The following is a 23,018-nucleotide window of genomic DNA, read 5'->3' on the forward strand; positions in this document are numbered from 1 at the left end:
CCGCCTCGAGCCCGGCTCAGGGGGGGGGACGTCGTCCGCTCATTTGTTTCGAGAGCAAGGAGGCGGCCTGTCCGCGGCGCCGTATGCGCCCGTGGACCCTGGCCCTAGTCGGCCAGCCAACGGAACGCGCGACGAAGGAAGGCCCACGCGTCGTCGGTGACGGGCGGGCCGTGGGCCATGATCACCTTTTCCGTGGGCCAGGCCAGGATGCGCCGAAGAGAGTCGCGCGCGGCGCCTCGGTCGGTGAAGGCGACCCGAAACTTTCGGGGCGTCGCAGGCTCGGCTGCCGTCATCAGGTCCAACCGAGCGACGAGCGCGCGCCAGCCCTTGAACCAGCCGTGCGGCAATTGCTGAAGCAGGTCGGCGAAGATCGCGGTCCCGCTCCGGCGATGAAAGAAGACGACCTCCGTCGTGATCCGATTGCCCCGCATGACCGCGTGATCGATCTCTCCCGCCCATTCCGCGATCGGATCATCGCTGAAGTCGCCGTCGAATTCGATGTCCTTGCGCCGTTCCCTCAGGCCGGGCGGCGCATAGACTTTCGCATCGGGATAGGCCCTCTTCCAGTCGCCCAGAAACGTGTGGTGCAGGGAATTGGGCGGGACCAGATAGCGCACGGCGCCCAGCGCCTCCACCTCGGCGCGAAGATCGTCAGACAGGGCGGTCGGCGACCAAAGGACCAGGCCCCCGTCGGCCAATCTGATGACGGCCATGCGCGTGGGGTAGTGAAATCCGGCCGCCGCCGTAATCGTGGGCCCGTCCGCAATCCAGATATTCGCGCCCAGGTCTCGCAGCACGGCGATCGCCCCACCCATGTTTCCATGTATGGATATGATAGTCCCAGGGCGAACGGAACAACCGCCGCGACAGCCTCAGGCCGTCACGCCGCAAACACTTGCCATGTCATTGAAAAGCAAAGTGGCGCACCCGAAGAGATTCGAACTCCTGACCCCCAGATTCGTAGTCTGGTGCTCTATCCAGCTGAGCTACGGGTGCGCACTGCCTTGCGGGCAGGGCCGGGTATCTAGCGGGTCGCTTTCGGGGTGGCAACAGGTTTTCTCGGAAAATCTTGAGAAAATGCGGGGTTGGCCTCGGGGCCTCGCGGGCCTAGGCATGAACTCTCCCCGTAACGTCCCGGAGTGCTCGCGTGCGCGCCTTTTTCCTTCCCCATGATCGTCTCGGACGCAGGATGTCTTCTCTCGCGGCAGGGACGGCGATCGCGGCGCTCATGCTGGCGGGTTGCGCCGTGGCCGAGACGCGGGCGGTCGAAGGCGCCGCTCCGGCCCTGACGTCCCAGGCGGCGGTTGCCGCTCCTGTCGCCCACGCTTCTGTCGCCAAGGGGCCCTTCGTGTCGGCGGCCAATCCCCTGGCGGTCGAGGCGGGGATGAAGGTGCTGGCGCGCGGCGGTTCGGCCGTGGACGCCGCCGTGGCGATCCAGGCGGTCCTGGGCCTGGTCGAGCCGCAGTCCTCGGGCCTGGGCGGCGGCGCCTTCATGATGGTCTACGACGCCGAAAGCGGCGCGATCACCGTCTATGACGGGCGCGAGACGGCGCCGGCCGCCGCGACGCCGGAACTCTTCTACGAGAACGGCCGCCCCCTGTCCTTCGTCGACGCCCTTCTCAGCGGCCGTTCGACGGGGGCGCCGGGCGTGATTCCCATGCTGGCCCTGGCGCAGAAGCAGCACGGCGCCCTGGCCTGGTCCGAACTGTTCGGCGACGCCGAGGCCCTGGCGCAGGACGGCTTCACCGTCAGCCCGCGCCTGGCGGGCATGATCAACGGCGACGCGCCCCAGGCGAAGACCCGCTGGGCGACCGAATATTTCACCAAGCCGGACGGCGCGCGCTATCAGGCGGGCGACACCCTGCGGAACCCCGCCTACGCCGAGACCGTGCGGCGCATCGCGCGCGAGGGCGCGGCGGCCCTGCAGCAGGGTCCTTTGGCCGAGGCTATCGTCGCCGCCGTGACCGAGGGCGGCCGTCCCGGCGCCCTGACGACGGCGGACCTCGCCGGATATCGCCCCCTGGTGCGCGAGGCCGTGTGCGGCCCCTACAAGATCTACACCGTCTGCGTGCCGCCGCCGCCGTCCAGCGGCACCTCCGTCCTGGAGCTGCTGGCCATGGCCGAGCGGACGCCCGACATCGACAAGGGGCCGGACAGCCCCGAGGCCTGGGCCGCCTTCGGCCAGCTGCAGCGTCTGATGTATGCAGACCGCGACCGCTATTTCGGCGACCCGGCCTTTGTCTCCGTGCCGGTCGCGGGCCTGCTGGACCCGGCCTATGTCGCCCAGCGCGCGGCCCTGGCGCCGGGCCTGCGCGGCGCGGCGCCCTACGGCGTGCCGGCGGGGGCTCCGCGCGTCGGCGCCGACGCCACGCGCGAACCGGCGGGCACCTCGCACATGGTCGTGGTCGATGCGAAGGGCGACGCCGTCAGCATGACCACCACGGTGGAAAGCCTGTTCGGCTCCGGCCGCATGGCGGGCGGCTTCTTCCTGAACAACCAACTGACGGATTTCTCGTTCGAACCCCTGGCCAGGGACGGAACCCCGGCGGCCAACGCCGTGGCGGCGGGCAAGCGGCCGCGTTCCTCCATGTCCCCGACCCTGATCCTGGACCGCGAGGGGCGGCTGGTCGGTCTGCTGGGCTCGCCCGGCGGCTCGTCCATCCTGGCCTATAACGCCAAGGCTCTGATCGGCGCCCTGGCCTGGGGCCTGCCCCTGCAACAGGCCTTCGATCTGCCGAACCTGGTGGCCAAGGGCGACGGCTTCGGCGCCGACACCGAGGGCTTCCCCGACGCGGTGCGGGACGGCATGGCGGCGCGCGGCGTCGAACTGCGGCCCAATACGACCGAGACCTCGGGCCTGCACGGCGGCCTGTGGCGAAACGGGCGCTGGGACGGCGCGGCCGACAGCCGCCGCGAGGGCGTGGCCCGCACGCAATAGGACGGTCGTCTTGCATAACGGGTCGGCCCAATCCCAAGGATTCATTGGGATTGGGCGATTCTGCGGGCTTTTCGCCAGCCTGGGTCGCGGCCTGGGTCATACTGTGGGCGGGTCTTTGACATCGCCGACCGTCGCCGCCCGCCGAAGGGTCTCGACCTGCGCGGGAAGGCGGCCGAGCCGAAGTCCGGATTGCACTCATTGCACTGTTTTTTCATTGCACGGTGCAATGGGCGCCGGCGAGCGGACCGGTCAGGCCCTAGCGCCTAAGACGTCCTAGCGACGCGGGCGGATCGAGATCTGGAAGGCCAGCAGGCCCTCGGACACGTCCGTGTTGATGCCCTGATAGGCGCGCACGCCCTTGGCTTCGATCTCGCGATAGACCACCCCGACCGAGCCCTGCAGCGCGCCCCGGCGATAGGCCACCCCGACCGAGGCGTCGCCCATATAGGCGCCCGTGTCGTGGCTCACGCCCGACCGGGCGAAGTCCCCGTCGCGGGTCCGGGCGAAGTTGTAGCCGACCGCCCGGCGAGAACCGGCGGCGTAGAGATACCAGCGCGGACGGTCGCCGAAGGCCTTGTCCCCGTCGGGCGCCAGCCGGTCCAGACCCTCGCCGATGCGCAGGGTGGCCCCCGCCTCGGCCGAGGGGCCCTCGCTGCCGACGCCGAAGCCCGCATGGGGCGTCAGCGACACCTCCAGGCCCGAGGGCGTCCGGCCGTGGGCCGCGACCCAGCCGCGCGTATAGGTGACGTCATAGCCTTCCTCGCCCCAGGCCCGCTCGTCCAGGGCGCGGGGCGGCACGGGGGCGCCGTCGGCGCGGCGCGGGGCCCCGAACTGCGTCACGCGCAGCCGATCGGTGAAGCCGTCGCCGGCGAACCAGGCCTCGTTGCGCAGGGCGGTCGTCCCGGCCTGGGCCGGAGGCGGCGTCTCCATGAGGGGCAGGGCGGCGTCGAACAGGGCGTCGGGCGTCGCAAAGGCCGGGTCCTGGGCCAGGCGCGCGGCCGCGTCCTCGAACCGGACGGCTTCGCCACCCCGGGCGGCGACCGTGTCTTGCGCGGCCGCCGTCGCAGGCAGGGCTGCGACGCCCAGCAGTCCGACGATGACGGCCTCGATGCGCAAACGGTCCTCCCGATCCGCTGACCCGCCCACCATGCCCTAACCGGCGGGAAGCGCAACGGACTCTTTTACGACACAATCGTAAAGAGACGAACGAAACCGCCCGGAGAGGGTTCCCCGGGCGGCTGCGGACGTTTCGCGATGTCGAAAGGCGAGGGGCCTTACTGGCAGGCCAGGCACTCGTCGTAGTCGGTGCGGGCCGCCGAGAAGAGGTCCGGCTGGTTCGGATCGATCTCTTCTTCCTTCTTGTCCTCGGCCCCGGCGAAGGCGGCGCGCTGCACCGACTTGGACCGCAGATAGTAGAGGGACTTCAGGCCCCGCTCCCACGCGGACCAGTGCAGCATGTGCAGGTCCCACTTGTTGACGTCGCCCGGGATGAAGAGGTTCAGCGACTGGGCCTGGCAGATGTCGCCGGTGCGGTCGGCCGCCAGTTCGACGACCCAGCGCTGGTCCAGCTCGAAGGCGGTCTTGTAGACGGCCTTCTCGTCCTCGGTCAGGGCGTCCAGGTGCTGGACCGAGCCCTCGTGCTCCAGGATGGACGACCAGACGGCCTCGGTGTTCAGGCCCTTGGTCTCCAGCAGGTCCTCCAGATAGGGGTTCTTGACCGCGAAGGAGCCCGACAGGGTCTTGTGGGTGTAGATATTGGCCGGGATCGGCTCGATGCCCGCCGAGGTCCCGCCGCAGATGATGGAGATGGAGGCCGTCGGCGCGATGGCCAGCTTGTGCGAGAAGCGCTCCATGACGCCGCGCTCCTGGGCGTCCAGGCAGGGGCCCTTCTCCTCGGCCAGGGTGCGGCTGGCCTTGTCGGCCTCGCGGCGCAGGTGCTTGAACAGGCGCATGTTCCACGACTTGGCCATGGCCGATTCAAAGGCCACGCCCTGCGACTGCAGGAAGGAGTGGAAGCCCATCAGGCCCAGACCCACCGAACGCTCGCGCTGGGCCGAATAGACGGCGGCGGACATGGAATCCGGGGCGCGGGTGATGAAGTCCTCGAGCACGTTGTCGAGGAAGCGCATGATGTCCTCGATGAAGCGCGGCTCCTCGCGCCACTCCAGGAAGGTCTCGGCGTTGACCGAGGACAGGCAGCAGACGGCGGTCCGCTCGACGCCCCTGTGGTCCAGGCCCGTGTGCAGCATGATCTCCGAGCACAGGTTGGACTGCTTGACCGACAGGCCCAGGTCCTTCTGGTGCTGCGGCATCTGCCGGTTCACCGTGTCCGAGAAGATCAGATAGGGCTCGCCCGTCTGCATCCGGATTTCCAGGATCTTGGTCCACAGGTTGCGGGCGTCGACCGTCTTGCGGACCTCGCCGTTCTTGGGCGAGATCAGGTCGAAGGACCGGCCGTCGCGAACCGCCTCCATGAAGGCGTCGGTGATGTTGATGCCGTGGTGCAGGTTCAGGGACTTGCGGTTGAAGTCGCCCGAGGGCTTCCGGATTTCCAGGAACTCCTCGATCTCCGGGTGATGGATGTCCAGGTAGACGGCGGCCGAGCCGCGACGCAGGGAGCCCTGGCTGATCGCCAGGGTCAGGCTGTCCATCACGCGGATGAAGGGGATGATGCCGCTGGTCTGGCCCGCGCCCTTGACCTTCTCGCCGATGGAGCGGACGCCGCCCCAGTAGGTGCCGATGCCGCCGCCGTTGGAGGCCAGGGAGACGTTCTCGTTCCAGACGTTCTGGATGCCGTCCAGGCTGTCGTTCACCGCGTTCAGGAAGCAGGAGATGGGCAGGCCGCGATCCGCGCCGCCGTTCGACAGCACCGGGGTCGCCGGCATGAACCACAGCTTGGACATATAGTCGTAGACGCGCTGGGCGTGGTCGGCGTCGTCGGCGTAGGCCGTGGCCACGCGGGCGAACATGTCCTGATAGCTTTCGCCGGACAGCAGATAGCGGTCCTCCAGCGTCTTCTTGCCGAAGTCGGTCAGCAGGGCGTCGCGCGAACGGTCCAACTGCAGGCCCGAAACCACCGTCAGATGCGGTTTGTTTTCGGGCGGAGCGGAAGAAACCGTCGAGAATTCCGTTGCCTGCAGAGCTTCGCCGCCAGCCATATTCATCACTGCCCCGAACAAATCCGTTAGAAGACCGTGCCGGTTCGGGACACTATATGTGGTGTCTCCATCGCCGGGCTCGGCTACATATATGGGTGCATATCCCTAACCGCACGTAAAGCTCTTGACGCGCGGATTTCTTCCGAATCGGTGGGCGGCTTTCGCCACCCTGTGGAAATGACTCGGAAATTGGGGGCGATCACATTTTTCGACGCAGGCGCCCGGACGATCACGACCGCGTGAAGGCGACGAGGGGGGAACGGGTCGCCCAGCGTGGCCGTTAGCGGCCTATGGCTCCGCATCCCACCGCCTTCCTGACCCGCGCCCTGCGGGTCGCGCGCACCGAAATCGCCGCCGTGGCCGCCCTGCTGGTGGTCGCCCTGGGCGTCCTGACCTTCATCGAGGTGGCCGACGACATGCGCGAGGCCGACGGCCAGGCCTTCGATCTGGCCGTCCTGCATGCGGTGCGGCCCTATGCCCAGGACCCGGGCCGCCCCTGGGGGCCGTGGTGGCTGCACGAGGCGGCGGCCGACCTGACCTCCCTGGGCGGGATCGCGGTCCTGACCCTGTTCGCCCTGATCGCCCTGGGCTTCATGCTGATCCAGGGCAAGCGGCTGTCGGCCCTGCTGCTGCTCGCGGGCCTGGCCGGCGGCGTGGCCCTCAGCGAGGGGCTGAAGGCCCTGTTCGAGCGCGAGCGGCCGCCGCTGGAGTATCAGGCGGTGGAGACCCTGAACGCCAGCTTCCCCTCGGGCCACGCCCTGCTGGCGACGGTCTTCTATCTGACCCTGGGGGTCATGCTGACCCGCGCCTTCCCCCGCAAGAGGCTGAAGGCCTATGTCCTGGTCGTCGGGGTGGTCATCGCCCTGCTGATCGGCCTGACGCGCATCTACCTGGGCGCGCACTGGGCCTCGGACGTCTTCGCCGGATGGAGCGTGGGGGCGGCCTGGGCCATGGCCTTGTGGCTGGCCGCCTACGCCGTCGAGCGCCGGCAGAGGCTGCACGGCGCCCCGCTCCAGGACGCGCCTTCGACCAATGTCTAGCGGTTGGCGACGGCGGTTCGGCGGCTAGAAACCACGGATAGGCCCTCAAGGACGACGACCATGACCGACCACGCCGCCCTTTACGCAGAACGCCTGACCACGCCCGAGGCGGCGGCCGCCCTGATCCCCTCGGGCGCCAGGATCGCCATGGCCCTCGGCGTCGGTCAGCCCCCGGCCCTGCTGAAGGCCCTGGCCGATCGGGCCGAGGCGGGCCGGGTCGGGGACATCGACCTCTACTACCTGCTGTCCACCGCCATCGCGGGCGAGACGGTGCTGCGCTACGAGCTGACGGACCGCATCCGGCCTCACAGCCTCTTTCACGGCGCCATAGAACGCAGGCTGGAGGCGCGGGGCGCCCAGGACGGACGCCGGGCCGTCTGGTTCGTCCCCACCGGCTTCCAGCAGGCGCCCTCCGTCCTGACGCGGTCGGTCGGGGTCGACACCCTCCTGGCCACGGTGTCGCCGATGGACGCCGACGGCAATTTCAGCTTCGGGACCAACACCGACTACGCCCTGGCCGTGTCGCGAACGGCCCGCCGGGTGATCCTGGAGGTCAATCCGAACATGCCGCGGGTGTTCGGCGACTGCACGGTCCATGTCTCCCGGGTCGCGGCGGTGGTCGAGAACGCCGCCCCGCTGCTGGAGGCGGCCCGCGCGCCGCAGCAGTCTCAGGACCTGGTCATCGGCGGGATCATCGCCGACCTGATCGAGGACGGCTCGACCCTGCAGATGGGGATCGGCGGCCTGCCGGACGCCGTCTGCGCCGCCCTGCACGATCATCGCGACCTGGGCGCCCACACCGAGATGCTGACGCCGGGTCTGGTCGAGCTGATGCAGGCCGGGGTCGTCACCAATGCCCGCAAGACCCTGCATCCGGGCAAGAGCGTCTTCACCTTCTCCATGGGCGACCGCTCGACCTACGACTTCCTGCACGAGAACCCGGTCATGGAGGCCCGGCCCGTCGACTATGTGAACGACCCGGCCGTCATCGCCCGCAACGCCCGGATGGTCTCGGTCAACGCCACCCTCCAGGTCGATCTGTTCGGGGCCTGCTGCTCCGAATACCTGAACGGCCGCCAGTATACGGCGGCGGGCGGTCAGCTCGACTTCGTGCGCGGCGCCTCGGCCTCGGAGGGCGGCAAGTCGATCATCGCCTGCCATTCCACGGCGGCCAGGGGCAGCGCCTCGCGCATCGTGGCCCGGCTGGACGGGCCGGCGACCACGCCGCGCAACGACGTCCACTATGTCGTGACCGAGCACGGGGCGGTCGATCTGCGCGGACTGACCGACGACCGGCGCGCCCGCGCCCTGATCGGCCTGGCCACGCCCGAGTTCCGCGAGGGGCTGGAGCGCGAGGCCCGCGCCATGGGCTTGATCTGAGGGGCCGGCCCAGCCGAGAAACCGCATCGACTACGTGGTTTCTCGCATGGGGTAACGGAGGTTTTATTTAAGCTTTGGCGGCATTTTACGATTGTAACCGCTGTAACGGAGATCAGGATGAAGGGGCGATGGCGAGCATTTCGTCATGAGGCCGGCCAGACGGCCGGACCGCCGCCCCTTGTCTATGTCGTCCTTTTCGGCCTGTGCCTGCTGCTGGGTCACTGGAGCGCCGACACCTTCAAGGCGGTGATCGTCTGGCCCGCCAACGGGGTCATGCTCGCGGCCTTCCTGCAACTGAAGCGACGCCAGGCCCTGGGCGTCCTGGCCGCCTGTTTCGTCCTGAACCTGGCGAGCACTCAGGTGAGGGGCGACGTCGCGCCGTTCGACTGGCTGAACCCGACCTTGAACCTGATCCAGGTTCTCGTGGCGGGCGTCCTGGCGCGGCGGATATGCGGAGCGGCCCTGGACATGCGCCGGCCGCGCCGGATCCTGATGTTCATCTGCGGCGCGGCGGCTGCGGCCGTGGCCCTGACCGTCACCGTCAACGTGGCGGTCGCGACGGTCGTGAAGGACTATTCCACGGTCAAGGCGATCTTCGCCTGGCGGCACCTCTTCGCCATGGAGCTTCTCGGGCTGGCCACCATCACGCCTAGCCTGTTGCTGCTGGCGCGCGCCCACTGCTTCACCCAGAAGCGTCACTCCCAGCTGGAGATGACCCTGGTGCTGGGGGTGGTGACGGTCGCCGCCCTCTGGATCTTCACCCGCCAGGCGCCCCTTCTGTTCCTGATGTTCCCGCCGCTGATGCTGGCGGCCTTCCGCCTGTCGCCGCCAGGCGTGGCGGCGGCCCTGCTCATCACCACGGTGATCAGCGGCCTGATGACCATGACCGGCCATGGACCTGTCACGATCGCGCCGGTTCCCGACGTGCCCGGCCTGAACGACCTGCCGGAGCGCCTGCGGCAGATGCCGCTCTACTACGGCTTCCTCCTGGCGGCGACGGCGACCGCCCTGCCGATCAGCGCCCTGATGGCCGAGCGCCGCTCCTTCCTCGGCCGCCTGGCCCGTCGCACCGCCGCCGCCCATGAGCAGCGCCAGCGGGCCGAGGCCGCCGACGCCGCCAAGTCGCGTTTCCTGGCCCTGATGAGCCACGAGATGCGCACGCCCCTGAACGGGGTCAGCGGCTACGCCGACCTGCTGGCGCGGCGCACGGACCTGTCGCCCGAGGCGCGCGATCAGGTCGAGGCCATACGCCAGTCGGGCGAAGGCATGCTGAGCCTTGTCGAGGACGTGCTGGAAATCTCGCGCGGCGACGCGCCCCTCCAGTCCGAACCCTTCGACCTGGAAACCATGATCCAGGACGTCCTCCTGCTGGAGACCTGCGCCGCGCGGGCCAAGGGAATCCGGCTGGAGACCATGCTGGCGTCCGGTCTGCCCCGGCGCTTCGTCGGCGACGGGCGGCGCCTGCGCAGCGCCTTGCGCCACCTGGTGTCCAACGGGATCAAGTTCACCGACCACGGCGTGGTGCGTCTGAAGGCGGCCTACGCCGACGGCGACCTGTCGCTGGAAGTCTCCGACACCGGGATCGGCGTGGGCTCCGACCTGGCGCCCCGCCTGTTCGACGTCTTCGCCCAGGGCGACGATTCCCTGAGCCGTCGACACAGCGGGACGGGGGTGGGCCTGCCCATCGTGCGCCGCCACGCCCGCTGCATGGGCGGGGATGTCACCCTTGTCGCGACCTCGCCCTTCGGCTCGACCTTCCGGCTGAAGGTTCCGCTGCAGGCGCTGGAGACGCCGGAGATCGTCGCGCCGGAGCATGAGCCGGCGCCCCTGCGCGCCCTCATAGTGGACGATCACCCCGTGAACCGGCGCATGCTCAGCCTGCTGGTCGGCGTCGGCGGCTATGAGACGGTGGAGGCGGAGGACGGCGAGCAGGCGGTGGAGGCGGCCGGCCTTGAACGCTTCGACCTGATCCTGATGGACGTCCGCATGCCGCGCATGGACGGGCTGGAGGCCACGCGACGGATTCGCGCCATGCCCTTCCCCGCCTGCGACACCCCCATCCTGGCCGTGACCGCCGACGCCATGCCCGAGGATGCGGCGCGCTGCCTGGCGGCGGGCATGGACGCCCACCTGGCCAAGCCGATCACCCACGACCGCCTCTATCTGGCCATCGAACAGGCCTGCCGCGCGGCGTTCGAACGTCGAGGTTCGGCCGCGGCCTGAAACGGATCAGGCGTCGTCGGCGCCGAAGGGGAAGCGTTCGGCCCAGAAGGCCTGGAGCGCGGGCAGGGCGTCGACCCGCCGCACCACCTCGGCCATCCGCGGCGCCTCGGCGTAGAAGCGGGCGCGACGCGGCGTCCAGCGGCTGGCGATGGCGACATAGAGGTCCAGCACGCTGAGGTCGTCGCCCAGAAGGAAACGGCCGGGTCGAACCTGTTCGTCCATGACGCGCCAGCATTCGGCGACGCGCTCAGCCGTTCGTCTCTGCACTTCGACCTGGGCCGCCGGATCCTCGCCCGCCAGGCGTGAAGGCACGTCACGCACCCAGAACATCGAATAGATGGAGGCGGGGATGAAGCACATCCAGCGCAGGAACTGCGCCCGGCGTGGATCGTCGATCCCCGGCGCCAGTCGCGCCTGCGGATGGCTGTCGGCCAGCCAGATCAATATGGCGGCGCTCTCGGTGATGATCTCGCCCCGGGGCGTGACCAGGGTCGGAATCTGACGCATCGGGTTGGCGGCCGCGACCTTGTCGCGCTCGACATCCCCTTCCCAGGTCGGGGCCTCGACGACCTGATAATCCAGGCCGATCAGGGTCATGGCCGCCTCGACCGGAACCGATCCCGAGCCGGCGGCGCCGTAAAGCGTGATGATGTTCATCCCCAGGCTTCTCCCCATCTGATTCGCGTCGGACCACCACATCTAGCGGTCAGGTGAAAATGTGATCGCAAGATAGGCGTATTCCGACTTGGCGCCGGACGCGACCGGACGCATGGTGAAACTCGCTTCTCCCGGATTCGCTTCAGGTCATTTTGATGAACGCCCACTCCTCGATCATCCGTCCCGGAACGGCCGGACTGCTGACGCCCTCCGCCGCCTACAAGCCCTTCCGCTATCCGTGGGCCTTCGACATGTGGAAGAAGCAGCAGCAGGTCCACTGGATGCCCGAAGAGGTGCCGCTGGGCGAGGATGTCAAGGACTGGGCCGCCAACCTGACCGACAGCGAGCGCAACCTGCTGACGCAGATTTTCCGCTTCTTCACCCAGGCCGACATCGAGGTCCAGGACAACTACATGGAGCGCTACGGCCGGGTCTTCAAACCGACCGAAGTGAAGATGATGCTGGCCTCCTTCGCCAATATGGAGACGATCCATATCGCGGCCTACGCCCTGCTGCTCGAGACCATCGGCATGCCCGAGAGCGAGTTCGGCGCCTTCATGGAATACGAGGCCATGCGCGACAAGCATGACTTCATGGGCCAGTTCGGGGTCGACACCGACGCCGACATCTGCCGGACGCTCGCCATGTTCGGCGGCTTCTCCGAGGGGCTGCAACTGTTCGCCAGCTTCGCCATGCTGATGAACTTCCCGCGCCAGTCCAAGATGAAGGGCATGGGCCAGATCGTGTCCTGGTCGGTGCGCGACGAAAGCCTGCACTGCGAAGGCATCATCAAGCTCTACCACGCCTTCAACAAGGAGACGGGGGCCGTCACCCAGGCCGTGGCCGACGACATCGTCGACTGCTGCAAGACCGTGGTGGCGATGGAGGACAAGTTCATCGACCTGGCCTTCGAAATGGGCCCGGTGAACGGCATGACGCCGGACGACATCAAGTCGTACATCCGCTTCATCGCCGACTGGCGCCTGCGTCAGTTGCAACTGCCGGAAGTCTACGGCGTGACGGAAAACCCGCTGCCCTGGCTGCAATCCCTGCTGTCGGGCGTCGAGCACGCCAACTTCTTCGAGGCCCGCGCCACTGAATACTCCAAGGCGGCGACGCAGGGGTCATGGCACGGCGCCGACGGCGTCTGGGACAGCTTCGATTCCATGCTGCGTCGTCGTCAGGACAGCACCGAGGCCTGATGGCCGCATCCGCCCCGGTCCGCACGGCGCTGGTCGGGTTCGGCTACGCCGGGCGCACCTTTCACGCGCCCCTGATCGCCGCCTGTCCGGAACTGCATCTGGAGGCGGTGGTCAGCCGCCAGGCCGAGGCCTGGCCTCAGGCGCGGGCGGCGGCGTCCCTTGACGAGGTTCTGGCGGATCCGGCGATCGAACTGATCGTCCTGGCCACCCCTAATGCCCTGCACGCGGCCCAGGCCGAGGCGGCGTTGAAGGCCGGCAAGGCGGTGGTGGTGGACAAGCCCTTCACCCTGACCGCCGACGAGGCGCGGCGGCTGGCGGCCCTGGCCGATGAGCGCGGCCTCCTGCTCTCCGTCTTCCACAATCGGCGCTGGGACGCGGACTTCCTGACGCTGAAGGCCCTGATCGCCGAGGATCGGCTGGGGCCGGTGATCCGCCTTGAAAGCTGTTTCAATCGCTGGCGGCCCCAGGTGCGCGATCGCTGGCGCGAGGGCGACGGGCCGGGCGCGGGTCTCTGGTACGATCTGGGACCGCATCTGATCGATCAGGCTCTCTGTCTGTTCGGGCGGCCGCTGGGCGTGGCCTGCGACCTGGCGATTCTGCGGCCCGGCGGACGGGGCGTCGACTACGCCCACGCCGTGCTGCGCTACGCCGACAAGCGGATCATCCTGCACGCCGACATGGTCACGCCCGCGCCCGACGCCCGTTTCGCCGTTCACGGCGCGCGGGCCGGCTGGTCGAAGCAAGGCCTGGACGTCCAGGAGGACCAGTTGAAGGCGGGGCTGCGGCCTGGCGCTGCGGGCTGGGGCGTCGATCCGCGTCCCGGCGTGGTCGTGGACGGCGCGACCGGCGCGCGAGAGGTGGTGACGGGACCGCCCGGCGATTATCCCGCCTATTACGCCGCCGTGGCTCGCGCCCTCCGCGACGGCGCGTCCAATCCGGTTCCGCCGTCCGAGGCCGTGGCGGTGATGGAGGTGCTGGAGGCGGGCCTGCTCAGCGCCGAGCGCCGGGCCGAGGTCGCCCTCTAGTTCGGCGTCTGGCGTCCGGCGTTGCAGCGGGCCCGGTCTCCGCGCTCGCAGGCGGCCACGGTGGCGCGCCAGTCGGCCATTTGGCGGTCATAGGCGGCCTGGGCCTCGGCGGCGGTCCTCAGATCGGCCTCGTGCCGTTCCTGAGCGGCGCGCGCGCTGGCGTCGGCCTGTTCGAGTTCGGCCTGGTATTGCGCCTGGGCCTTGGCGAAGGCGGCGGCGTTGGCGCGGTCCTCGTTCTCGGCCAGGTCGTTCTGGGCGGTGATCTCGGCGTTCAGGGCCTGGGTGCGACGCAGCTCGTCCGGATCCTGGGCCGAATCCGGCGCGCGGTGATAGCGCTCGCCTCGCGCCCTGAGCAGGTCGCCGACCGGGTCGGCGGCGGGCGCGGTCTGAGCTGTGGACTTCGGAGGCTTCGTCTGCGCTTGCGACGCGAGCGGTCCCGCCAGGGCGGCGACGAGGGCCAGGGCGGCGACGGTGCGGATCGATCGACGGGGGGTCATCGGAAATCTCCTTCGGCGCGGATCAGGCGCTGCGAGCTTGGCCTTTTTGTGGAGCTGTGGAAACAACGTCCCGGCAAACCCTCGGCTGCAGGTTCGCGGTCTTCAGTTCGGCAGGCGCAGTTCGAAGCGGGCGCCGTCCGCGCCCGTGTCCACCAGGGTCAGGGCGCCGCCGTGGGCGGCCGCCAGTTCGCGCGAAATGGTCAGGCCCAGGCCGGTGCCGTCCGTCTTGCTGCCGCTGACGAAGGGTTCGAACAGGCGTTCGGCCAGACGGGGCGGGATGCCGGGTCCGTCGTCGGAGATCAGGATCACGGCCTCGGCGCCTTCGACGCCTGCGCGAACCGTGACGGCGCCGCGACCCTGGCGATCCGGCGCGGCCTCGACGGCCTGGCGGGCGTTGCGCATCAGATTGACCAGGATGCGATGCAACTGATCGCCGTCGGCGTTGACGGCGAAGCGGGGGGGCAGGTCGCGGACCAGACGAACGCCGCCCTCTTCCAGTCCCGCGTCCTCTGCGGCGGCGGCGACGGCGCGGGCCAGCAGCATCTTCTTCCTCTGCGGCTCGGGCTCTTCCGACCGCCCGTACTCCAGGACGTTGCGCGCCAGGGCGGCGGCGCGGCCCAGGGCGCGCTCCAGCCGGGGCAGGGCCACGGCCACCAGGGGGTCGCTGGAGCCCGACAGGCGCTCGGACGCCATCTGGGCCGAGGTCAGCATGTTGCGCAGGTCGTGGTTGATCTTGGCCACCGCCTCGCCAAGGGCGACCAGGCGGGCGCGCGAACGCAGGGACTGGCGCACCTCTTCCTGCATGCGGGCCAGTTCGCGCTCGACCCGTCCGATTTCGTCGTGGCGGTCGGACGGGGTTTCGCCCTCGCTTTCAGGATCGGCGGCGAAACGCTCGATGGAGCGGGTGACGCGTCGCAGCGGCTGGAGCACCAGGAAGGAGAGGGAGGCGTAGAGCAGGCCGCCCGCCACCAGGGCGATCAGCAGGGACTTGAACAGGCTGTTCAGCAGGAAGCCCTTCAACTCCGTCTTCAACGGAGCGGCGGGGGCCAGGATCTCGATGAAGTCGCCGGAGCGATAGCGCGGCTTGGCCTGGACGCGGATGGAGCGGTCGGGATGGCCGAACAGGGTCTTCCACGGGTCCAGCAGGCGGGCGCCCATGTTGCGGCGGCGCAAGTCGATCAGTTCGGGCGCGCGCGGCAGGTTGGGCGCCTGCAGCAGCAGGCGGCGCACGCCCTGTTCGCCCACGACCACCGACTGGACTCCGCCGATGCTGAGAAGCTGCTCGGCGGTCGAATCCTCGACGGCGGAATAGGGCAGGGCCTCGACCCCGACCGAGGCCAGTTCCGCGGCCTGGAGCCGGTCCATCAGCCAGCGCTCCTGGAAGGAGGCGGCGCTGGGTACGATGATCAGGGCGGCGACGGCCAGGGTGAAGACGACCGTCAGCAGCAACAGCCGGCTGGACAGGCCGTCGGGCGCATGGGGCGTCAGCCGTTCGCGCAGGGTGATCGGCGGGCGTACGGCGGGGGCCGTGTCCGGGCGGGTCTGCAGGCCTGTCTCGATCGTCCTGGGCTCCGTCATGCGGCGTCCGCGCCGTGTCGACCGCGCCGATTCTGCACTAATTTGAGGCCCAGGGGCAGCAGCATCGACAGGAAGGCCACGCCCAGCAGGGGCCACATGAACTCGGCGAACAGGCTCTGCAGGTCCGGATCGGGATCGCGGACCAGGATTTCGTTCAGGCCCGACCCGATCCAGCAATAGATGATGTGGGCGGGCAGCAGGCCGATGAAGGTGGCGATCATATAGGGGCGCAGGGGCGCCGACATGACCCCGGCGGCCACATTGATCAGGTGAAAGGGCACCGACACCACCAGGCGCGCCACCAGGACGTACCAGAAGGTGTTCCGGTCCACGCCCTCGCAGACCTTGCTCAACAGGCCGGTGTCGGCGGCGGCGCGGCGGCGCAGCGACTCGCCCAGGGCCGTGCGGCCGACATAATAGACGGCCAGGGCGCCGATTGTGGCGGCGAAGGCGGTGGCGATCCCTCCGACCCAGGGACCGAACAGATAGCCGGCCGTCACCGTGATGAAGACCACGCCCGGCACCACGCTGGCGGTCAGCAGGGCGAACAGCAGCATCAGGGCCAGCAGGGTCAGCAGATAGTGCTCGTCCGCCAGGGCCTGAAAGGCCGTTCCATGCTCCCGCAAGGTGTCCAGCGACAGGTAGCGATTCCACCCCATGCCGAAGATCAGGGCGATCGCCGCCAGCAGGATCGCCAGGGGCAGATATCTCTTGATCCGGTTCAAACGGGGCTTCGTCCTCTGCAACTGCTTGTCCATATACGGATTCACCGTCCTTGCGCCCCAGGAACGGCGTTGCAGCGTTGACTCATTCGCCATCGCCGCTTATACGCCCGCCCTTCCTACGGCGGACATGTGGTCCGTCGCGTACAACCCTGTAACCCGGAGCCGAACGTGAAGCGGACCTATCAGCCGTCGCGACTCGTGCGCAAGCGCCGTCACGGCTTCCGTTCGCGGATGGCCACCAAGAACGGACAAAAGATCGTCGCGCGTCGCCGCGCCAAGGGCCGCAAGCGCCTGACGGCCTGACGTCCCGCGCCCATTACCCTTTGGGCGGGCGCATGACCGATCCGATGAAAATTCATCGCCTGCTGCGGCGGCCCCAGTTCCTGGCGGCCGCCAAAGGCGTTTCTCAGGCCCGCGGCGCCGTGGTGGTTCAGCAACTGGACCGCCGTGACGGAAATTCCGCCGTCGGCGTCGGCTTCACCGCCACCCGCAAGATCGGCGGGGCCGTGGTCCGCAACCGGGCCAAGCGCCGTCTGAGGGAGGCCGCGCGGCTGCTGACGCCGCAATACGGCCGCCCCGGATGCGACTATGTGTTCATCGCCCGCATGGGCACGGCGGACCGCGAATGGGACCGCTTGCTTGACGATGTGAAATCGGCCCTTACAAGGCTCGCAACCCCGCGCGCGGCTCCCGATATGGGGGATGCGGCGAAAGCCGCCGCCCGCGCCACCGACGATTCCCGCCCGACCGGCCAGGACCGCTGATCCCCATGCAGAACGAGAATTCGCGCAACACCATCATCTTCTTCGTGTTGGCGGCCCTGATCATGGGGGTCTACTACTTCCTGGTGATGCGGCCCCAGGCCGAGATGCGTCGCCAGCAGCAGGTCGCCGCCGCTGAGGAAAAGGCCGCCAAGGCCGGAACCGCGGGCCTGACGCCGGAATCGGCCGCCCCGACGGCCTTCGTCGCCAGCCGGGCTCAGGCTCTGGGCGCCGCCGCCCGCGTGCCGATCCAGACGCCGACCCTGAAGGGCTCGCTGTCGCTGCAGGGCGCGCGCATCGACGACCTGTTCCTGACCCGTTACCGCGAGACGCTGGATAAGAATTCCCCGCCGGTCGAGCTGTTCCGTCCGCAGGGCATGGAGCACGCCTATTTCGCTCAGTTCGGCTGGAGCGGTCCCAACGTCCCCGGCGGCGTCCCCGGCCCGAACACGGTCTGGACCCTGACCAAGGGCGCGACCCTGACGCCGACCACCCCGGTCGAGCTGACCTGGGATAACGGCGCCGGCCTGCGCTTCACCCGCGCCATCGCCATCGACGACCAGTACGTCTTCACCGTCAAGGACACGGTCGCCAACCTCAGCGGCCAGCCGATCACCATCGCCCCCTACGGCCGCGTCGAGCGCCAGGGCGTGCCGACCGACCTGGGCAAGCAGATGATCCTGCACGAAGGCGCCATCGGCACCTTCGGCGCGGACGGCGACTATTCGACCAAGCAGGTCAAGTACAAGGACTGGGCCAAGAAGCCGCGCATCGAGAACGAGTCGACCGGCGGCTGGCTGGGCATCACCGACAAGTACTGGATGGCCGCCCTGATCCCCGATCAGAAGGAGAAGATCGAGGGCCGGTTCGCCGTGCGCGATCCCGACGGCGCCAACGTCCATGAAGCCGCCATGCTGGGCGCGACCCGCACCATCCAGCCGGGCCGCCAGATCGAGGAGACCCAGCGTCTGTTCGCCGGCGCCAAGCGCGCCGAGGTGCTGAAGGCCTATGAGCAGTCGCTGGACCTGCCGCGCTTCGTCTACGCCATCGACTGGGGCATGTTCTGGTTCCTGACCCGCCCGATCTTCACCGTGGTGGAGTTCTTCTACGGCGTCCTGGGCAACTTCGGCCTGGCCATCCTGGCCCTGACGGTCGTGGTCAAGCTGATTATGTTCCCGCTGGCCAGCAAGTCCTACGAGAGCCTGTCCAAGATGCGCCTCCTTCAGCCCAAGATGGAGGAGATCAAGAAGAAGCACGGCTCCGACCCGCAGAAGCAGCAGCAGGAGATGATGGCCCTGTACCAGCGGGAGAAGATCAATCCCCTGGCGGGCTGCCTGCCCATCGTGGTCCAGATTCCGGTCTTCTACGCCCTGTACAAGGTGCTGTTCGTCACTATCGAAATGCGCCACGCGCCCTTCTTCGGCTGGATCCGCGACCTGTCGGCGCGCGATCCCTCGACCGTCTGGAACCTGTTCGGCGCCATTCCGTGGGATCCGGCGACCCTGCCGCTGCTGGGCAATATCCTGAACGGGCCGCTGCACCTGGGCGTCCTGCCGATCATCTACGGCCTGACCATGTGGCTGCAGCAGTCGATGAACCCCCCGGCCCAGGATCCGATGCAGCGCCAGATCTTCGCCTTCCTGCCCTTCATCTTCACCTTCATCATGGCCCCGTTCGCGGCCGGCCTGCTGATCTACTGGGCCTGGAACAACATCCTCTCGATCGCGCAGCAGTACATCATCATGCACCGCTTCAAGGCCGAGAACCCGATCGACAGCTTCTTCGCCCGCTTCAAGAAGGCCTGATCTGTTGGAACCCTCGGACGAGCCCAAGGTCGGAGAATATTCCGAGGCGGAGATCGAAGCCGCGCGCGTCCTGTTCGCGCGGCAGGCGACCTTCGTCTTGGGCTGCGCCAAGATCGAGCAACTGCCCGATCCCGACCTGCCTGAAATCTCGTTCGCCGGCCGTTCCAACGTCGGCAAGTCCAGCCTGATCAACGCCCTGGTCGGCATGCACAAGCTGGCCCGGGCCTCGAACGAGCCGGGCCGCACGCGCGAGGTCAACTTCTTCGATCTGGACGGCCGCCTGCGGCTGGTCGACCTGCCCGGCTACGGCTGGGCCAAGGCGTCCAAGACCACGGTCAAGAAGTTCCAGGACCTAGGGCGCGACTACCTGCGCGGCCGGGTGACGCTGAAGCGGGTCTATCTGCTGATCGACGCCCGCCACGGCCTGAAGAAGGTCGACGACGAGGCTCTTGACGCCCTCGACCTGTCGGCGGTCAGCTATCAGATCGTCCTGACCAAGGCCGACAAGCTGAAGAAGGGCGAGGCCGAGAAGGTGCAGGCGGCGACGCTGAAGGCCATCTCCAAGCGTCCCGCCGCCTATCCGGCGGTGCTGGTCACGTCGTCGGAAAAGGGCGCGGGCATTCCGGAATTGCGCGCCGAGATCATGCGCACCACCGGCGTCGAACTGACGTAAACAATCGTCACCGATTGAACTGCCGCGCTGCTGGCGCGTTGTCCCTGTTCTCAATCAGGAGAGGGAATTTCTTAATGCGTAAAGTCGTCTTCATCGGCCTGGCTTCCGCCTTCGCCTTGTCCGCCGCCGCCTGCAGCCCCTCGGGCGGCAAGACTGAAGGTGAAAAGGCCGGAGAGGCCGGCGCTCCCGCCGCCGCCCCGGCGTCCATGGATGCGCCCAAGCCGGGCCTGTGGCGCATCACCACCGCCATGGAAGGCATGCCGGGCGGCGCGTCCGTGCCGCCCCAGGAAGTCTGCATCAAGGAAGCCAAGCTGGAGGCTCCGGCCAACGCCCAGCCCGCCGGCGCCCAGTGCACGAGCAAGCCCTTCGCGCGTGAAGGCGACGCCATGGTCGCGTCGTCGAGCTGCACCCTGCCGGGCAATATGAAGGCCGACTCCACCATCCGCGTGACCGGCGACTTCAATAGCCGCTACGTCACGGAAGTGACGACCAAGATGGATCCTGCGCCGACCCCGGCCATGGCCCAGACCAAGGTCACCATGACGGCCGAACGCGTCGGCGACTGCCCCGCGGCCGCCGGCTGAAACCTGTCGTGATCGTTCGACCGGTATGGCGCTGCGCAAGCGCGGCCCCATATCGGTCGGATGATCCCGCTTTCCATTCTCGACCTCGCGCCCGTTCCTGAAGGCTCGGACGTTTCCCAGGCCCTGGCCAACACCATCGACCTGGCCCGACATGCCGAGCGGTTGGGCTATGGGCGCTACTGGCTGGCCGAACACCACAACATGCCCGGCATCGCCAGCGCGGCGACCTCGGTCGTCATCGGCGCCGTGGCGGCCGCGACGCGCCGCATCCGCGTCGGCGCCGGCGGCGTCATGCTGCCCAACCATGCGCCCCTGGTGATCGCCGAGCAGTTCGGCACGCTCAACGCCCTCTATCCCGATCGCATCGACCTGGGTCTGGGCCGCGCGCCCGGATCGGACCAGGCCACGGCGCGAGCGCTGCGTCGCACGCTTCAGGGCGATGTGGACGCCTTCCCTCAGGACGTGATGGAGCTGATGCAATGGTTCGCCCCGGCGCAGGAGGGGCAGCGCATCATCGCCAATCCGGGAGAAGGCCAGGCCGTGCCGATCTGGATCCTGGGCTCATCGACCTATGGGGCCCAGTTGGCCGCCCATCTGGGCCTGCCCTACGCCTTCGCCAGCCATTTCGCCCCTGGGGAGATGATGCGGGCGCTGGATGTCTATCGCCAGACCTTCCGTCCGTCCCCGCATCTTGAAAAGCCCTATGTCATGCTGGGCTACAACGCCTTCGTCGCCGAGACGGACGATGCGGCGCGCCTGCTATTCTCCTCGGTCCAGCAGGCCTTCGTCAATCTGCGCACGGGTCGGCCCGGCAAGCTGCCGCCGCCCGTGCAGGGCTATTATGAAGGGCTGGATGCGGCGGCGCGGGGCATGATCGACGCGGCCTTGGCCTGTTCGGCCGTAGGAGCGCCGGAAACGGCGCGTGAAGCGGTGGAGACCTTCGTGGCTCGGACTGGCGCGGACGAATTGATGATCACCAGCCAGATCTGGGACCCGGCCGCGCGTGTCCGGTCGATCGAACTCTTGGCGCAGGCGGTTGGTCAGTCGTCGGGTGACGAGAGCGTCGATTGAGACGACGGGGAGAGGGAGGGGGCCTGCTCCGCCGCTCCTGCCTGAGAGGCGGCCGCCGTGTCAGACAAGAGGCGCCAGGACACCCCTAGACGAATGGCGTCCGCCAGATCCTGGGGCGAGATGGTCAGGCGTTCGGTCAACCGTAACCTCAACCCGTGACAGGCGGACAGGATGGCCGAGGCGTGGCGCACATCGGTGAAGACCGAGCCAGCGCCTATCTGCGATAGAGAAGCATAACGCCAGCCGAGGTCTGGCGGAGCGTCCTGGATTATTCGCCACTTTTCTTCAGGCAAGAGACCGTTGGTTAGTCGTTCCCAGGCCGTGTCATGACTTCGCCTGCGGTAGTGACCGGGCTGGTCGGGCAGACCGTAGCGCGCATAGATTTCAGCAGCGGCGGCCTCAATCGTCTCGACCTGAGTCAGCAGGTCATCAGCGCCTTCAAGAAGAGGTTGTGGGATGAGTGGTTCAACCGCCGCCGAAGGCGATGATGCTTCACGACGACGGCTGAACAATCCAAGCACGGCCTAGTTGAGATTGAGAGTGCTGGTGACCGAGACGTCGTAGACGACACGGGTGATGCTCTGAACCACCTCGAAGAATTTACGCATTTCGGCAGCGCCGGCGCGCGGCGCATAGATGAGGTCGTCCGGCTCGATCTGGAAATTGCTGGCGATGAAGAAGCCTTCGCCTTCCCGCAGGTTCAGGCGATAGACGACCGGCACGCCGCGTGAGGTCGCGGGTTGCTGAATGCCGAGCGCCTGAGCGACTTCTGGACGCTCGAAGCGGAAGACCAGAACCGAGCGGGCGTCGGCGAGGTTTGAATCAAGTCCGCCCACGCCGCTGAGCGCTTCGGCCAGGGTCAGGGGGCCGGGCGGCAGTTCGCTGCGCGCAACGGCGTTGAAGGCGCCGAAGGAGCTGAAGCGGCGGGGTTTGTAGACGAGGTTCACCTGGTCGCCGCGCTGCAGGCGGACGTTCTCGTTGAACTCGGTGGTGACGACCGACATGGGCGCCGAATAGGTCTGACCGCCGCGCTGAATGCGGACGTCCACGTCATGGATCGAACGCGAAGAGCCGCCTGCCGCCGCGATCACGTCGAGGATGCGGTCGCTGTTGGCTGACAATGGCTGGCGACCCGGGTTGCGCACGTCGCCGAGCACGGTGACGGTGTTGGAGGCGTTGCCCGCCAGGGTGACGATGACCTGAGGATTGGCGACCTTGCCGATCAAGGCGCGTCTGACCGCGGTAGAGGCTTGTGCAGGGGTCAAGCCTTGCACATTGACCGCGCCGCCGAAGGGAATGGACACTGCGCCGTTTCGGTCCACGATCAGAGGGGGCAGGGTTTGGTTGCCGCCTTGCGGCGTTCCGCTGGAACGCGACCCGCCGCCGAAGAGGCTGCCGCTCGGGTCGAAAATGCTGACGGCCAGGGTGTCGCCCACGCCGATGACGTCAGTCGGCGCCTCGCTGGAGGCCAGGGCCAGGGTGCTGAAAGAGCGCGGCGGCGCGGCTTTCAGGCGTTCGCTGAGCGTGAAGTCCAGATCGACGAGCGCATAGTCTCCCGTGCGTTCGGGGGTGCTGGCGGCTTTGACGACATTGGAGCCCGACGGCCCGTCGCGCGGCAGGGTCGAACACCCGGCGAGAAGAGCGACGATCATCAGGCTGGCGGCAGTGCGGGTCATTGCGTCTCTGCTTTTGGTTCGTTCC

21 protein-coding genes and 1 tRNA gene are annotated in these 23,018 nt (G+C 68.3%); 12 read left to right on the top strand and 10 right to left on the bottom strand.

Annotation, left to right across the window (positions count from 1 at the left end; translation table 11 throughout):
* Positions 1-104: 104 nt before the first annotated feature.
* Together ABIE19_RS00710 and ABIE19_RS00715 are read right to left on the bottom strand one after the other, a co-directional pair.
* Positions 105-815, bottom strand: coding sequence for a DUF4336 domain-containing protein (locus ABIE19_RS00710; RefSeq protein ID WP_354087192.1), 711 nt, complete (start codon positions 813-815; stop codon positions 105-107).
* Between the two features lie 104 nt (positions 816-919).
* Positions 920-996: transfer RNA gene (locus ABIE19_RS00715), tRNA-Arg, on the bottom strand.
* 193 nt (positions 997-1,189) lie between these two features.
* On the opposite strand from ABIE19_RS00715, the gene ABIE19_RS00720 reads away from it, so the two are divergent.
* Entirely contained in the window at positions 1,190-2,938 is a 1,749-nt protein-coding gene (locus tag ABIE19_RS00720) for a gamma-glutamyltransferase family protein (protein WP_354087193.1), read from the top strand.
* 273 nt (positions 2,939-3,211) lie between these two features.
* Here the strand turns inward: ABIE19_RS00720 and ABIE19_RS00725 are convergent, their stop codons facing one another.
* Positions 3,212-4,054, bottom strand: coding sequence for a lipid A-modifier LpxR family protein (locus ABIE19_RS00725; RefSeq protein ID WP_354087194.1), 843 nt, complete (start codon positions 4,052-4,054; stop codon positions 3,212-3,214).
* Positions 4,055-4,212: 158 nt separating this feature from the next.
* Positions 4,213-6,102, bottom strand: a complete 1,890-nt coding sequence (locus ABIE19_RS00730) for a ribonucleoside-diphosphate reductase subunit alpha (protein WP_354087195.1) — start codon at positions 6,100-6,102, stop codon at positions 4,213-4,215.
* Positions 6,103-6,386: 284 nt separating this feature from the next.
* On the opposite strand from ABIE19_RS00730, the gene ABIE19_RS00735 reads away from it, so the two are divergent.
* The 3 genes from ABIE19_RS00735 to ABIE19_RS00745 all read left to right on the top strand — a co-directional run bounded on the left by ABIE19_RS00735 (position 6,387) and on the right by ABIE19_RS00745 (position 10,739).
* Positions 6,387-7,136, top strand: coding sequence for a phosphatase PAP2 family protein (locus ABIE19_RS00735; protein WP_354087196.1), 750 nt, complete (start codon positions 6,387-6,389; stop codon positions 7,134-7,136).
* Positions 7,137-7,196: 60 nt separating this feature from the next.
* Positions 7,197-8,516, top strand: coding sequence for an acetyl-CoA hydrolase/transferase family protein (locus ABIE19_RS00740; RefSeq protein ID WP_354087197.1), 1,320 nt, complete (start codon positions 7,197-7,199; stop codon positions 8,514-8,516).
* Positions 8,517-8,633: 117 nt separating this feature from the next.
* Positions 8,634-10,739, top strand: coding sequence for a hybrid sensor histidine kinase/response regulator (locus tag ABIE19_RS00745; protein ID WP_354087198.1), 2,106 nt, complete (start codon positions 8,634-8,636; stop codon positions 10,737-10,739).
* Between the two features lie 6 nt (positions 10,740-10,745).
* Here ABIE19_RS00745 and ABIE19_RS00750 read toward each other — a convergent pair whose 3' ends face one another.
* Positions 10,746-11,396, bottom strand: coding sequence for a glutathione S-transferase family protein (locus ABIE19_RS00750; RefSeq protein WP_354087199.1), 651 nt, complete (start codon positions 11,394-11,396; stop codon positions 10,746-10,748).
* 155 nt (positions 11,397-11,551) lie between these two features.
* Between ABIE19_RS00750 and ABIE19_RS00755 the strand changes: the two genes are divergently transcribed.
* Together ABIE19_RS00755 and ABIE19_RS00760 are read left to right on the top strand one after the other, a co-directional pair.
* Positions 11,552-12,598 carry a ribonucleotide-diphosphate reductase subunit beta gene (locus ABIE19_RS00755; protein ID WP_354087200.1) on the top strand — a complete coding sequence of 349 codons (1,047 nt, stop codon included), beginning with the start codon at positions 11,552-11,554 and terminating at the stop codon, positions 12,596-12,598.
* Entirely contained in the window at positions 12,598-13,623 is a 1,026-nt protein-coding gene (locus ABIE19_RS00760) for an oxidoreductase (protein WP_354087201.1), read from the top strand. The genes ABIE19_RS00755 and ABIE19_RS00760 overlap by 1 nt, the downstream gene beginning before the upstream one ends.
* Here the strand turns inward: ABIE19_RS00760 and ABIE19_RS00765 are convergent.
* The 3 genes from ABIE19_RS00765 to ABIE19_RS00775 all read right to left on the bottom strand — a co-directional run bounded on the left by ABIE19_RS00765 (position 13,620) and on the right by ABIE19_RS00775 (position 16,456).
* Complete coding sequence (locus tag ABIE19_RS00765) at positions 13,620-14,120, bottom strand: cell wall hydrolase (RefSeq protein WP_354087202.1); 501 nt, start codon at positions 14,118-14,120, stop codon at positions 13,620-13,622. The two genes, ABIE19_RS00760 and ABIE19_RS00765, sit on opposite strands and share 4 nt — an antisense overlap.
* A gap of 102 nt (positions 14,121-14,222) precedes the next feature.
* Complete coding sequence (locus ABIE19_RS00770) at positions 14,223-15,698, bottom strand: sensor histidine kinase (protein ID WP_354087203.1); 1,476 nt, start codon at positions 15,696-15,698, stop codon at positions 14,223-14,225.
* Positions 15,695-16,456, bottom strand: a complete 762-nt coding sequence (locus ABIE19_RS00775) for a TVP38/TMEM64 family protein (RefSeq protein ID WP_354087204.1) — start codon at positions 16,454-16,456, stop codon at positions 15,695-15,697. Before ABIE19_RS00775 ends, ABIE19_RS00770 begins: the two co-directional genes overlap by 4 nt.
* Positions 16,457-16,591: 135 nt before the next feature.
* Here ABIE19_RS00775 and rpmH point away from each other — a divergent pair, with 135 nt between their 5' ends.
* The 6 genes from rpmH (at position 16,592) to ABIE19_RS00805 (ending at position 21,317) form a co-directional block, all read left to right on the top strand.
* Complete coding sequence (gene rpmH, locus ABIE19_RS00780; RefSeq protein WP_003164000.1) at positions 16,592-16,726, top strand: 50S ribosomal protein L34; 135 nt, start codon at positions 16,592-16,594, stop codon at positions 16,724-16,726.
* Between the two features lie 32 nt (positions 16,727-16,758).
* Complete coding sequence (rnpA, locus tag ABIE19_RS00785; protein ID WP_354087205.1) at positions 16,759-17,187, top strand: ribonuclease P protein component; 429 nt, start codon at positions 16,759-16,761, stop codon at positions 17,185-17,187.
* 5 nt (positions 17,188-17,192) lie between these two features.
* Positions 17,193-18,989 carry a membrane protein insertase YidC gene (gene yidC / locus ABIE19_RS00790; protein ID WP_354087206.1) on the top strand — a complete coding sequence of 599 codons (1,797 nt, stop codon included), beginning with the start codon at positions 17,193-17,195 and terminating at the stop codon, positions 18,987-18,989.
* Between the two features lie 4 nt (positions 18,990-18,993).
* Positions 18,994-19,662, top strand: a complete 669-nt coding sequence (yihA, locus tag ABIE19_RS00795; protein WP_354087207.1) for a ribosome biogenesis GTP-binding protein YihA/YsxC — start codon at positions 18,994-18,996, stop codon at positions 19,660-19,662.
* Between the two features lie 74 nt (positions 19,663-19,736).
* Positions 19,737-20,246 (top strand): DUF3617 domain-containing protein, encoded by a 510-nt coding sequence (locus tag ABIE19_RS00800; protein ID WP_354087208.1) that lies wholly within the window; start codon positions 19,737-19,739, stop codon positions 20,244-20,246.
* A 60-nt stretch (positions 20,247-20,306) separates the two neighbouring features.
* Positions 20,307-21,317: an LLM class flavin-dependent oxidoreductase gene (locus ABIE19_RS00805; protein WP_354087209.1), complete on the top strand. Its 1,011-nt coding sequence runs from the start codon at positions 20,307-20,309 to the stop codon at positions 21,315-21,317.
* Here ABIE19_RS00805 and ABIE19_RS00810 read toward each other — a convergent pair.
* Positions 21,287-21,829: a hypothetical protein gene (locus ABIE19_RS00810; RefSeq protein ID WP_354087210.1), complete on the bottom strand. Its 543-nt coding sequence runs from the start codon at positions 21,827-21,829 to the stop codon at positions 21,287-21,289. The genes ABIE19_RS00805 and ABIE19_RS00810 overlap by 31 nt on opposite strands.
* Before the next feature lie 12 nt (positions 21,830-21,841).
* Positions 21,842-22,993 (bottom strand): polysaccharide biosynthesis/export family protein, encoded by a 1,152-nt coding sequence (locus ABIE19_RS00815; protein WP_354087211.1) that lies wholly within the window; start codon positions 22,991-22,993, stop codon positions 21,842-21,844.
* Positions 22,994-23,018: the final 25 nt, after the last annotated feature.

Source organism: Brevundimonas faecalis (genome assembly GCF_040549405.1).
In the GTDB taxonomy this organism is placed as follows: Bacteria; Pseudomonadota; Alphaproteobacteria; order Caulobacterales; family Caulobacteraceae; genus Brevundimonas; species Brevundimonas faecalis.

Coding starts and splice junctions, on each gene's coding strand:
- ABIE19_RS00710 (WP_354087192.1), bottom strand. CDS start 815: ATGGGTGGGGCGATCGCCGTGCTGCGAGACCTGGGCGCGAATATCTGG.
- ABIE19_RS00720 (WP_354087193.1), top strand. CDS start 1,190: ATGTCTTCTCTCGCGGCAGGGACGGCGATCGCGGCGCTCATGCTGGCG.
- ABIE19_RS00730 (WP_354087195.1), bottom strand. CDS start 6,102: ATGAATATGGCTGGCGGCGAAGCTCTGCAGGCAACGGAATTCTCGACG.
- ABIE19_RS00735 (WP_354087196.1), top strand. CDS start 6,387: ATGGCTCCGCATCCCACCGCCTTCCTGACCCGCGCCCTGCGGGTCGCG.
- ABIE19_RS00740 (WP_354087197.1), top strand. CDS start 7,197: ATGACCGACCACGCCGCCCTTTACGCAGAACGCCTGACCACGCCCGAG.
- ABIE19_RS00745 (WP_354087198.1), top strand. CDS start 8,634: ATGAAGGGGCGATGGCGAGCATTTCGTCATGAGGCCGGCCAGACGGCC.
- ABIE19_RS00750 (WP_354087199.1), bottom strand. CDS start 11,396: ATGAACATCATCACGCTTTACGGCGCCGCCGGCTCGGGATCGGTTCCG.
- ABIE19_RS00755 (WP_354087200.1), top strand. CDS start 11,552: ATGAACGCCCACTCCTCGATCATCCGTCCCGGAACGGCCGGACTGCTG.
- ABIE19_RS00760 (WP_354087201.1), top strand. CDS start 12,598: ATGGCCGCATCCGCCCCGGTCCGCACGGCGCTGGTCGGGTTCGGCTAC.
- ABIE19_RS00765 (WP_354087202.1), bottom strand. CDS start 14,120: ATGACCCCCCGTCGATCGATCCGCACCGTCGCCGCCCTGGCCCTCGTC.
- ABIE19_RS00770 (WP_354087203.1), bottom strand. CDS start 15,698: ATGACGGAGCCCAGGACGATCGAGACAGGCCTGCAGACCCGCCCGGAC.
- ABIE19_RS00775 (WP_354087204.1), bottom strand. CDS start 16,456: ATGGACAAGCAGTTGCAGAGGACGAAGCCCCGTTTGAACCGGATCAAG.
- rnpA (WP_354087205.1), top strand. CDS start 16,759: ATGACCGATCCGATGAAAATTCATCGCCTGCTGCGGCGGCCCCAGTTC.
- yidC (WP_354087206.1), top strand. CDS start 17,193: ATGCAGAACGAGAATTCGCGCAACACCATCATCTTCTTCGTGTTGGCG.
- ABIE19_RS00800 (WP_354087208.1), top strand. CDS start 19,737: ATGCGTAAAGTCGTCTTCATCGGCCTGGCTTCCGCCTTCGCCTTGTCC.
- ABIE19_RS00805 (WP_354087209.1), top strand. CDS start 20,307: ATGATCCCGCTTTCCATTCTCGACCTCGCGCCCGTTCCTGAAGGCTCG.
- ABIE19_RS00815 (WP_354087211.1), bottom strand. CDS start 22,993: ATGACCCGCACTGCCGCCAGCCTGATGATCGTCGCTCTTCTCGCCGGG.